This window comes from Paenibacillus sp. 01T443, assembly GCF_056398325.1.
Genome location: NZ_JBFTPE010000048.1, coordinates 1 through 11,386, shown reverse-complemented (window position 1 = coordinate 11,386; position 11,386 = coordinate 1). Strand labels below are relative to the sequence as shown.

At 45.3% G+C, this 11,386-nt stretch carries 9 protein-coding genes, 3 tRNA genes and 1 rRNA gene; 3 read left to right on the top strand and 10 right to left on the bottom strand.

The features are described from left to right. Positions 1-494: 494 nt before the first annotated feature. Complete coding sequence (locus AC1DLI_RS33850; protein ID WP_477610037.1) at positions 495-713, bottom strand: hypothetical protein; 219 nt, start codon at positions 711-713, stop codon at positions 495-497. 181 nt (positions 714-894) lie between these two features. On the opposite strand from AC1DLI_RS33850, the gene AC1DLI_RS33845 reads away from it, so the two are divergent. Continuing rightward, complete coding sequence (locus AC1DLI_RS33845; protein WP_477610035.1) at positions 895-1,665, top strand: MerR family transcriptional regulator; 771 nt, start codon at positions 895-897, stop codon at positions 1,663-1,665. A 61-nt stretch (positions 1,666-1,726) separates the two neighbouring features. On the opposite strand, the gene AC1DLI_RS33840 is transcribed toward AC1DLI_RS33845, so the two are convergent. From AC1DLI_RS33840 to AC1DLI_RS33830, 3 genes are all read right to left on the bottom strand, one after another. Beyond that, on the bottom strand, positions 1,727-2,545 hold the full coding sequence (locus tag AC1DLI_RS33840) for a carbohydrate ABC transporter permease (protein WP_309000439.1): 819 nt from the start codon (positions 2,543-2,545) through the stop codon (positions 1,727-1,729). Continuing rightward, positions 2,542-3,456, bottom strand: a complete 915-nt coding sequence (locus AC1DLI_RS33835; RefSeq protein ID WP_309000438.1) for a carbohydrate ABC transporter permease — start codon at positions 3,454-3,456, stop codon at positions 2,542-2,544. The genes AC1DLI_RS33840 and AC1DLI_RS33835 overlap by 4 nt, the downstream gene beginning before the upstream one ends. An 83-nt stretch (positions 3,457-3,539) precedes the next feature. Continuing rightward, a complete protein-coding gene (locus tag AC1DLI_RS33830) occupies positions 3,540-4,898 on the bottom strand; it encodes an ABC transporter substrate-binding protein (RefSeq protein ID WP_477610033.1) in 1,359 nt (452 codons plus the stop codon). A gap of 176 nt (positions 4,899-5,074) precedes the next feature. Between AC1DLI_RS33830 and AC1DLI_RS33825 the strand changes: the two genes are divergently transcribed. Both AC1DLI_RS33825 and AC1DLI_RS33820 read left to right on the top strand, forming a co-directional pair. Continuing rightward, entirely contained in the window at positions 5,075-6,637 is a 1,563-nt protein-coding gene (locus AC1DLI_RS33825) for a helix-turn-helix domain-containing protein (protein ID WP_477610031.1), read from the top strand. Then, a complete protein-coding gene (locus AC1DLI_RS33820; protein ID WP_477610029.1) occupies positions 6,634-8,394 on the top strand; it encodes a sensor histidine kinase in 1,761 nt (586 codons plus the stop codon). The genes AC1DLI_RS33825 and AC1DLI_RS33820 overlap by 4 nt, the downstream gene beginning before the upstream one ends. 66 nt (positions 8,395-8,460) lie before the next feature. Here the strand turns inward: AC1DLI_RS33820 and AC1DLI_RS33815 are convergent, their stop codons facing one another. The 6 genes from AC1DLI_RS33815 to AC1DLI_RS33790 all read right to left on the bottom strand — a co-directional run. Continuing rightward, positions 8,461-9,276, bottom strand: coding sequence for a hypothetical protein (locus AC1DLI_RS33815; protein WP_477610027.1), 816 nt, complete (start codon positions 9,274-9,276; stop codon positions 8,461-8,463). Between the two features lie 48 nt (positions 9,277-9,324). Continuing rightward, positions 9,325-10,569: an ATP-binding protein gene (locus AC1DLI_RS33810; RefSeq protein WP_477610025.1), complete on the bottom strand. Its 1,245-nt coding sequence runs from the start codon at positions 10,567-10,569 to the stop codon at positions 9,325-9,327. Positions 10,570-10,878: 309 nt separating this feature from the next. Beyond that, positions 10,879-10,958 (bottom strand) — tRNA-Leu (locus AC1DLI_RS33805). A gap of 16 nt (positions 10,959-10,974) precedes the next feature. Then, positions 10,975-11,050: transfer RNA gene (locus AC1DLI_RS33800), tRNA-Lys, on the bottom strand. A gap of 6 nt (positions 11,051-11,056) precedes the next feature. Beyond that, positions 11,057-11,132: transfer RNA gene (locus AC1DLI_RS33795), tRNA-Val, on the bottom strand. Positions 11,133-11,277: 145 nt separating this feature from the next. After that, positions 11,278-11,386 (bottom strand): 23S ribosomal RNA (locus AC1DLI_RS33790); the annotation flags it as partial.

The window sequence follows — 11,386 nt, the reverse complement described above, 5'->3', positions numbered from 1 at the left end:
TAGGCACGCCGCCAGCGTTCGTCCTGAGCCAGGATCAAACTCTCCAAATTGGTGTTTGAAATGCTCATTACTTTTTATCGCTTTTCTAACGATCCGTTAGGATCGTAAGGGCAGTTATTACTCGTTGTTCAGTTTTCAAAGAGCAATCTATTCTTTCGTTTGTGACGCTTGTTTTGCTTGTCGTCCGCGTGTTTCTCTCGGCCGGAATTAGAATATACCATGTACCCGCCTAGCATTGCAAGTCTTTTTTTAAAATTAAATCATTTAATTTCTAAATCCCCTTAAATACCGCTTTTAAACGTCATTAACAAGTTATTTAATCGTATAAAACACATGTTATCCATAACGTGCTGCTTCCAAACTTTCCGTGGAGCAATCATTTTTTATTCACCTATTACTATTCCGTCAGCGTTATACTCTTTTAAGCTAATCTTCCTATACTCACCCGAACCTTCGAAACTCGATACGCAATCTCTTGCATTTCCATCTGCAAGTCACTCTCTAATTAGATATGTGCTGATCGTTTCTGTCTTAGCTGCCGATCGCTCCGATTCATAGGGTCCAACGATGGTCGCGAATCTTACTTCCTCCACTGTAACTCTCGCGCTATGCAGCTTTCTGCGATACGAACTTTCCGCTGCAATGACCTCGCATCCGGATCTGATCCGGTAGCGAGCGATTTCATAATTATACTTAATAATGGTCTCCTCCATTTCTTTAGCAGCTCCCAGTGTCGAGCCGTTACAAAAAGGCAAGAATACCATTGGACACCAATTGCTAAACCTCGGTTTTCACAGAAGAAATTGCAGTTTATTAAGCATTTATAAATACAAAATAACTGTTGACCTTCACGCAGCGTGAAGGTGTACGATGATGTTGTCAGGAGGTGAGCACATGGAATACACCATACAGAAGCTGGGGCTGCTGGCTGGTATCAGCACAAGAACACTGCGCTATTATGATGAAATCGGAATGCTGAAGCCGGCACGGATTAATTCCTCGGGCTATCGCATTTACGGGCAAGCGGAAGTTGACAGGCTGCAGCAAATTTTATTTTATAAAGAGCTTGGCGTTGGCCTCGAGGAAATCAAAAGGATCGTAACAGCTCCCGCCTTTGACGGTAAAAACGCGCTGCGTGAGCATCGGCAAAAGCTGCTTGATAAGCGGCAGCAGCTAGATCTATTAATCGCTAATGTCGACAAAACATTAGCCCAAAACGAAGGGAGAATAACGATGACGGACAAAGAGAAATTCGAAGGCTTCAAACAGCAGATGCTCGATGAGAACGAGCAAAAGTACGGCAAGGAAATCAGAGAAAAATACGGAGACAAGCAAGTAGAACGCTCTAATCAAATCGTCAAAAATATGACGCAGGAGCAGCATACGGAAATCGAGAAATTAGGCGCCGAAATCATAAGCGTGCTTGTAGAAGCTTTCGCATCAGGCGATCCTGCCGGAGAATTGGCGCAAAAGGCGGCAGATTTGCACCGTCAATGGCTCAGCTTTTATTGGGGACATTACAGCAAAGAAGCACATGCAGGCATTGCCCAAATGTACGTGGACGACGAAAGGTTCACCGCGTACTACGATAAGCATCAGCCTGGCGCAGCGGTATTTTTAAGGGATGCGGTTCTTATTTATACGGGGACGAACAATAGCGAGTAGATACAGCAAAGCAGCACATTCCTTCATAAGGGGAATGTGCTGCTTATTTATCCTCTGCCTCTTATCCCTTTACCGAGCCTGCTGTTAACCCGCGGATGAAGCTTTTTGAGCCTATGGCAAATAAGATAAGCACCGGAATCGTCCCCAGCGTGAGCCCTAATATTTGCGCAGCCAGATCTGTGCGGTACGCATCCCCCAGCGCCGTTATCCCGAGCGGGATCGTGTACAGCTCCGGCTTATTGACAATGATCAGCGGAAGCAGGTAATTGTTCCATGACCATAAGAATACAAGCAGCGAGAGCGTCGTGATCGCCGGATAGATAAAGGCTACCACAATCCGGAAAAAAACGCCGATATCCGAGCATCCGTCTATTCGCGCACTCTCGAGCACCTCGGTCGGAACTGCGCTTTTGATAAACTGGGTCATCCAATATACCCCGAATGCATTGGCCACCCAAGGCAAGATGAGCGGCAGCAGCGTACCTGACAGGCTGAGATATCGCATCTCAATAACGTAAGCAACCAATCCAAGCTGACCAGGGATCATCATCGTAAGCAGCACCGCAGCAAAAATTTTGCTCTTATGCTTAAACTCATGCTTAGCGAAAGCAAAGCCTGCAAAAGCGCTGACCAAAACCGAAAGCACCGTACTGACCAATGAAACGATGATACTGTTCCAGTAAACGAGATCGAATCGGCTGGCCGCTACTGTTTTTAAATTCTCAAGCAAGTAGGTGCCCGGCACCAGTACGATTTTTGTAAATAAGTCTTCGTTTTGGTACGTTCCCATAATGATCATGATATAAAAGGGCAGCAAGGCGAATATGGAAAGAAGGGCAATCGCCGTCGTAGCGAGCGTCGTTCTAGCAGTCTGGCTCATTCCTGTTCCCCCCTATAAAATCTTGCGCCGATAAACGAGAAGATCGCAATAATGAAGCATAAGCCGTAGGCAATAGCAGCTCCAAGTCCATACCTGGTCATGCTTCCATAAGCCGTATCATACATATTCCAAACCGTCGTTAAGCAGCATCTGTCCGGACCACCGATGACAGCCGTACTTGATCCCATACCGGAACCCCCGAGCAGCAGCATCGGCTCTTCCAGCAGCTGAAAGCCCCCGATAATCCCTGTAATGACAATAAATGCGGTGACTGGCTTAAGCAAAGGCAGTGTGATCGACATAAATGTCCGGTATCCGTTAGCACCGTCTACCTGCGCAGCTTCATTTAAATCCTTCGGTATGTTCGCAAGGCCGGCAAGGTAGAAAATCATCGTGTAACCAAAGCCTTTCCAAAAAAGCATGATAATGATAACTAGCCGAGCATACAGCGGATCTCCCAGCCAGTAGATACCTTCATCAATCAAACCGAGATGAAGAAGAATTTTGTTAATGAAGCCTGCCTGCCAATCAAACAGAAGGTTGAACATCAGTCCCACCGCAACGGGCGTTACGATATAAGGGAGAAAATTAATTAATTGAAAGAAGCCCTTCCACTTTACCCAGCGGCTGTAGAGAAGCGATGCAATGACAAGCCCGAATAGGATTTGAAGCGGAAGCGTGAACAGCACAAACAGCAGCGTATTTCCGACTGATTTGAAAAAATAAGAATCGGGATTAAACAGGAATTTGTAGTTTTCCAAACCGACAAAAGTTTTCTCGCCGATTCCATTCCAGCTTGTCAGACTAACATACAGTGAAAATATCATAGGAATTAGGCCAAAGGCCAAATAAAACAAAAGGTACGGCGAGAGGAAAAAGTAGGGTACCCATCTTCTTTTTACGGCATCCATCGCTTACACTCCTGACTTTTAGACTCGTTGTGAAAGGAAAAGCGGCCGATGGGCCGCCTTATTTCTTGACATTATCCACATAGCTACTCCCAGACGATACTCGGCGCCTTTGCTTTTAATTCTTTTTGAATGCGGTCCATCGCTTGCTCTACGCCGAATGCCTCATCTTTCACGAGCGTCTGAAGCACGATATTCATCACTTCGTCCAATACCAAATCATTGATATTTTCAGGCATGTCCTTTGTCGTCGCTGAGATGTCTACAAAAAACTTATGCCCGATATCCTGCGTTCCGAAATTCCGCCATGACCAGTTGGTAAATGTCTCATTCTCATAGGCTTGTTTGAAGTGCGTAAATACGCCATCCGTTTTTTGAGCTTCCGCGCCTTCCTGCGACATCGATGTGAATTCGATCCATTTCCAAGCCATCTCCGCATTTTTAGCGCCTTTTGGAATACCATGCGAGGAACCGCCTCTAATAAAGCCGCCTCCGGGAGGTACCATCAATGCCCAACGATCATCCTTCTTATCGTTTGGTCCGATTACATATTGCGGCATCCATACGGGTGACATAGCGAATATGTATTTCTCGCCGCCAAAAGTCGCATTCCAGGCTGGTGTCCATTGATCCAGCTTATCAATGATGCCGGAATCCCGAAATTTAACTAAATCCGTCACCGTGCTTTTGAGCATAGGCAAATTCAGCTTATCGCCGTCAAAATACGGTTCGGCACGCTGCCCTTTAAGCGTCTGGTTTACATCGCCGAGGCTTGGAAACATTTGAACCTTGCCTCCGCTTTGCTGCAGTACCTCTTTCCCTTTCTCGATAAACACATCCCAGTTCGTGAAGATCGCTTCCATTTCCTCCGGATTATCTGTTCCGAAATATTGTTTAGCGAGCGATTTGATGTAGGCAATACCTGCTACGCTCATATCATCTGGAATAGCGATCAAATGATCATCTTGGGAAAAGGTTGGGAGATCATAATCGAACAAAATGGATTTGTCGGCATTATACGGCGCAGCCTCTAGGTTCTCAAGAATGTCCATATCGAATATTTTTGCTTTCTGACCGCGTTCGATTCTTACAACATCCGGTAATTCGCCGCCGGAAGCGATCGTCGTTTGCAGCTTTTTCGAAATGTCCTCTGCGGCTACGTTCACTCGCTTTACTTTGATATTTGGATATTTCTCATTAAAGGCAGCCAGCGCTGTAGGATGCTCCGGCTCCCAAGTCCATAAAACGAACTCCCCCTTGTAATCTTCGTTTCCTTTAATTGCAGCGGTTCCTTCGTTATCTGCTTCTGCGCCTTCTTTATTGTTCGTATCGCCCTCTTTCTGGTTATTTACGGCATTGCCTCCTCCGCAGGCCGCAAGCAAACATACGAGCATGGTAATGGTGATCAATAGACTAATCCGTTTGGTCCAAAATCGTATAAGCATCGAATAATCTCTCCCTTGTCAACTTATAATGTCCACGCTTTCAATATACACGTCCATAAATGTAAGCGTAAACATTGCAATCCTACACTTTTGGTCGTGATTCAACGTTCCCTCTTGCTTAGAGGACCCTACCATACGTTATAATCAATCATACGTTAAATCMAGCGGAGGTTAGGATGAACAAAATCATATTGGTGGATGACGAACGCATTGCCTTGGAGCATATTAATAGCCTTCTGCCTTGGAGCGAATATGGCTTTGAAATTATGGCAACCGCAACAAACGGCAGAAGCGCTTTGCGTCTATGCGAGGAGATTTGTCCTCATATCATGATTGTCGATATCCGAATGCCCGTCATGGATGGCCWGGCATTAATCCGAGCGGTTTCCGAACGAAAATTAGGAGTAAAATTTATCGTGATAAGCGCCTATGAGGATTTTGACTACGCGAGACAAGCCATATCCATCGGAAGCGTATCCAGCTATCTCATCAAGCATGAGGTTGACCGGAATAAATTGCTTGTCGAGCTGCTCAAAGCGAAAGAAAGCTGGGACGCCGACGAAAAACAGAGAAGAATGCAGCGATCCGATCTGCTTAAGGAAGTCATTACCGGTAGCGGGCTTCCAGCTCAATTAAAGGATAGTCCGGCTGCCCCTCCATTCGGCATGCTGCTTGTCCAGAGAGATACTCCTTTCACGGCCGTTCCCTCTAGCAGCGAGAGATTAGGACTGAATTCATCGCTCAATTGGAGCTTCGATGATTTAAGCAGGCTTGCCGATACAACGTCTTGGCAGCTTGTCGGAGAATTTGCTCTCAATCGAAACCAATTCGCAGCCTTATTTTCTCAAAAAAACAAAGCTCTCTGCACCCAGCGCGATTCATTTAAAGATCTCGTTGCATCCATTCAGACTCACCTGAATCAGCACAATAATCAGAGCAAGTCCATTTATTATTCGTTTCATAGCCATGATTCCTCCAGTCTTCGGGATTCCTTCCGCAAAGTTGAGGCTGCTGCACGTCATGCCGTCTTCAGCGGGAAAGATAAGATGCTGTGTGTAGATGAGCTCCCTCTGCTGCCGATTGGCAACGAAAGCTATATATCTGCTTCTCAAAATGAATATCTGGAAAAGCTGACCGAAGGTATGGGCCTAAATGATCTTGTCAAAATAGAAAGCGCTATCAAAGGTCAATTTCACTCACTTTGCCAGCAGCTTTGGAATTTGCCGCGCTTATACGAAACCGTTCATACGCTTAGCGGGCTTTTAAATAAGCGTTATGCTGCCATCGGTATGCCAGAAATCGATCCATTAGCATCAAATGATAAAATACCGCTTTACCACATCGATGATATCATGGAAAGCTTTATCCTTATGTTTCGGAAGCTATTTACTTCTAAGAATACACAAGATCGGTTATCCAATAAGCTGCTGCGGGCGCTGAAATATATGCAAGAGCATTTTCATGAGGATATTGCTATCGAAGAGGTTTCACAAGCTACGGGAATTAGTCCCTCTTATCTTCACCAGTTGTTTAAGCGTGAGCTGGAGCGTACATTTCTCGATTATTTAACGGAGCTTCGAATCAATCAAGCCAAACACATTCTAAGCCATGAAGATGCCAAAATGACCGAGGTATGCACACGAGTTGGTTATCGTTCACCGCAGCATTTCAGTCAAGTATTCAAAAAAACGACCGGCATGCTCCCTCATCAGTTCCGTCATGGAGGCTATAGCTTATGAAAAGCCTTCGGTCTATCATCCTTCAACGGATCATCATCGTTGCTATTATCAGCTTCCTGCTGTCTGCGGCGTTTACCTTTTATTATTACAAAACCATTCTAGTGAAGCAGATGATTCATGAGGATGAAACGAAGCTAAGCCAGACAGTCAGGCAGCTTGAATATATGTCGGACGATATTGCCAAATTTTCGTTCTCGCTGATCATTTCTGAACAAATGCAATCCTTTTATAAAACTTTTGACCAATTGGATACCTTCGGTCAATTTGCTCTCATTCAAGATACACTTGATTATCTCGACGAGAACAAAGGGCTGCGCAAGGAGGTAAGCAGCTTTGCACTTCTTCTGCCGGATCACCGCGTATTCTGGAGTGAGGCACGAAATGATCAATATTTCAGCGAACGGCTAAAAGAAGATTGGTATCAGAACCATGTCAAGTCCGGGCAGCAGCATGCCTTTACTGAGCCGCATGAAATGATTCTAACCAGCAATACAGTGGAGCAAGGCAAAATTATTAGCTTTATCGTCACCGTAAAAGATATTGAGCAGCCTGGGCGTACGATCGGTGAGCTGATTCTAAACCTCGATTATAGCAGCTTTGAATCATTGCTTGATTTTGGCAGCGCTGACTTTGAAGGGTTTCTGTGGATGAATGATGCGGGTTATCTATTGTACGAGAAGGATAGTCCGTCTTCCGGCATTTCTCTTACCCCTTCGCTCATACAAGCCGCATCTGAGCATCAGCGTGACGGTATCTCACCCGTTCATGGAGGGTATATGCTGGTCGATCGGTTTGAGAGCATTAATTGGAAGCTGATCACCTTCATTTCGCAGGCATCGTTGATGGAACGCGGCAAAATCATCATCTATCTGCTTGGCGTGTTCTCGCTCACCAGCACGACTTTAATTCTTCTTCTTATGATGCCCGCTATCTTCCGTATCACAAGACCGATTATGCTCCTATACCATGCGATGAATGCCGTATCAAGCGGTAAGCTGCATACATCCGTCCATATTAAAACGGGAGATGAGTTAGAGAAGCTGGGTCAAGGCTTCAATCGCATGACCAACCAGCTGCAGGTCCATTTGGAAGAATCCATTCGCCATGAAAAAGATAAAAGGGAGCTAGAGCTGGAGCTGATTCTCTCCAAATTAAATCCGCACTTTGTATACAACACGTTGAATGCCGTCATTTACATGGCCCAGAAGCAAGGAAATGACGATATTGTCCGTATGGTCGCTTCCTTTATCCGGCTGCTTCAGGATGCGGTCAAAATGGACGGAGTCCAGTCCCTTATTCCCTTGCGTGAAGAGCTTGATTTACTTCGCGATTACATCGCCATTCAATCCTTTCGCTACATCGATATGTTCGAAGTGGAATGGCATATCGAGGAGCAGGCCTATGATTGTTTAGTTCCCCGCAATCTCTTGCAGCCATTTGTAGAGAATGCGATATTTCACGGCATTTGTCCAAAAGATATCCCTGGTACGCTGCGCATATCAGCATCGGTCTCTACCACCGCGCTAGTTCTATGCATAGAAGATGACGGAATTGGCATTGAAGCGGAGAAGCTTCCGACCATTTGGGATATAGAACACCAGATGAAAAACTCCGGACTTCGCCATATTGGCCTATCGCATACCCGGAAGAGAATGGAGCATTTATTCGGGGGTCAGGCTTCCATGCGCATAGAAAGCATTCTCGATCAAGGTACAAGCGTTACGGTAGAGCTTCGGAAGCTCCTTCCGCATTCCTAATCACTCCTTCATACGAAAAAGGACTGTCCTTGCAGGGCATACATGCCCTCAAGACAGTCCTTCATTTCACTCGTATCTTACGACCAATCCTTCTTGCCCGCGAAGCGCCCATTCTTCGTCCGACGCGAATGACGGCTTTAAATTCCAAAGAGCATCTAGTGGACTACGGTATAGGCTGTAGGCTAAAACTATACATGCCATCACGGAATCTGAAGCATGATCGACCAGCCTTCCGATCTTATCCCCGCTTGTAAGCTTCGGTATCTTACTTATATCTAGCTCTATATCGAAACTAGAATCAACCCTACGCTTAAAAAAATCAGAAATCTGAGCGAGTGCAAGCGGATCCTCCCGATTTAGTCCAAGCTTAGACCAACCATGACTAGGATAAACCTCATACAAACGGGATGTATCCTCTCTATAGCTGTCAAAAGGGTAAATCGATACGTCGTTAAGCAAGTTAAATAATAGCTTTCGGCCGCCATACAGCATGCCATTCATACTGATAGGCGTTTCGGAGATCGGGCTTTTCCCGTTCACTGCGATATCCGTAACTCTGCAGTCCCGAAGGTTGTTTTTGCCGCTATGCACCTTGCCGAATCTGCTCTTAAACTGCATGCGTGTATCCCCATAAGCCTCACGAATAAAATAATGCCAAGAGGATTGATAGTGCTCATTCAAATGCCCCATTGGAATCGAAAAGGGGAAATCCAGCCCCCACGGTGCCGGATTATTTTTAATCATATAAAATAAATCGAGCCTGTCCTCACAATCCTTAACCTCTAATATCGTTAAACGATGATCCGTTAGCCGGCCTATCGTAACATATATTTTACCGCTTGGATCCTTTGCCCCGCTAAAATCACATCCATAAACGAGCATGTTTTCCTCCTAATTCTTTGGTAAACCGCTGCTTCCGCAGGGGCCATCCTACTCTACAGGAGGTTTTAAAGGCAAGTGCAGCGCGAACTCGCTGCCTACTCCCTTGATACTTTTCAGTGTCAGCGTACCTCCAAGCAGCCTGGCTAGCTGATGACTGATGGATAGGCCTAACCCTGTTCCCTCGTATTTCCGCTTTATCGTGCCGTCTTCCTGCAGAAAAGCCTCAAAAACGAGCTTCTGATATTCCTCGTCTATTCCAATCCCTGTATCCTTTATTGCAAACACAAGGAAGTCCGAAGCCGAGTCCTTATTAATTTCTAAGCTGACGCTGCCATTAGCCGTAAATTTAACGGCATTAGACAATAAATTCCGCAAAATTTGGCTTAACCTCAGTCCATCGGAGAAGATCATTGCTGGTACTTCCTCATCCACTGAAACAGAAATACTTAGATTCTTCTCTTTTGCCATAGGAGCAATCTGATAATACATCGTCTGTGCTAAATCTTCAATCGATATATCGCCCCAGTCCATTTCCAACTTCCCTGCTTCCACTTTGGATAGATCCAAAATGTCATTAATAATTCGCAGCAGTTCTTGGCTGGAGGCATTAATAATGTCAGCATACTGCCTGTTTTCGCTTTGTTCGTTCTTCTCTTCGTTATCACGAATGAGCTCAGAGAGTAAAATAATACTATTTAACGGCGTGCGGAGCTCATGCGACATCGTAGACATGAAATCAGTTTTGTATGCGGATGACTTGATGATTTGCTGCGTTTTATGCTCCAGCTCCTCGTGGGCTTCGATAAGCTCAAGCTTCTGCTCCACGAGAATAATGTTCTTCTTTCGCAGCTCTTCTGCACGCAGCTGGTCCTTATAAAAATCATAAATAATGAAGATGAAAAAAGCGCCTAAAACAATCGAAAGCGGAAGTGTATAAGGCATATACTGCTTCAGATAAATCTCATTAGGTACAGCGCCAAAGATAGCAATTCCAGATACTTGTAAAATATTAATGCAGAGTAGCGAGATTGTCGCTCTCATGCGATAACTCCAATGTGGTTTGCGCGCATAGAGCTTAACGAGCCCAGCCGCAGCGATGGCCAGCATCGCGATATTTATCGAACCGGTAATCGCATTCGGCGTTACACCATTTACACCAAATCTAGCAGCAGCGATGCCTAAACCAATAATAAGGACATGACATGGATTCCGAAACAGCAAGGTAGCGAAAATAATCGGCACGACTCGTAAATCAAATACGGGGCCTTCCCCTACTTGAATACCAACTTTCATTGCTACCCAGCCGGAAAAAATGAAAGTGACTATGAGTATGATGTTTTTATAGGCAGCCGATACATGCTGAAACAAAAATTTATATAAGAGATTAAAAAGGTAAGCACAAGTAATTAGTATACTAATATTAGTAAAAAAGACGACACAAAAATTCATATCATGCCTCCCTTAGATGTATTTATTGTACACGAAGCCAGTTCCTTTGACAAAAAAGCAAGCCCTAAAATAATCGGTCTCCACCTCGTGTTTTGACTTGTAGACGCACAAAAAAAGCCTTGCATAGCAAGGCTTTGATCGTTGTAAGTATGATGCGCGTAGAGGGACTTGAACCCCCACGGTTGCCCGCCAGATCCTAAGTCTGGTGCGTCTGCCAATTCCGCCATACGCGCATGTGAGATAAAAAAATGGTGAGTCATGTAGGATTCGAACCTACGACACCCTGATTAAAAGTCAGGTGCTCTACCAACTGAGCTAATGACTCTTATTATGGTGGAGGCTGACGGGATCGAACCGCCGACCCTCTGCTTGTAAGGCAGATGCTCTCCCAGCTGAGCTAAGCCTCCGCGAAAACAATAAAACCCACGTGCTGTGGGGTTGTTTCTTGGCACAGGTGAAGCATTTGCGCCCTGAAAACTGGATACGAAAGTTAGGTTTGCTGAAACCTTTATGCTGCTGTCTGCCGGATGTATGGGTCCATGCAAACGTGTTTAGGATAAGCCCTCGACCGATTAGTATTCGTCAGCTRCACACATTGCTGTGCTTCCACCCCGAACCTATCAACCTCGTCGTCTTCAAGGGGTCTTACATACTGGGAAAT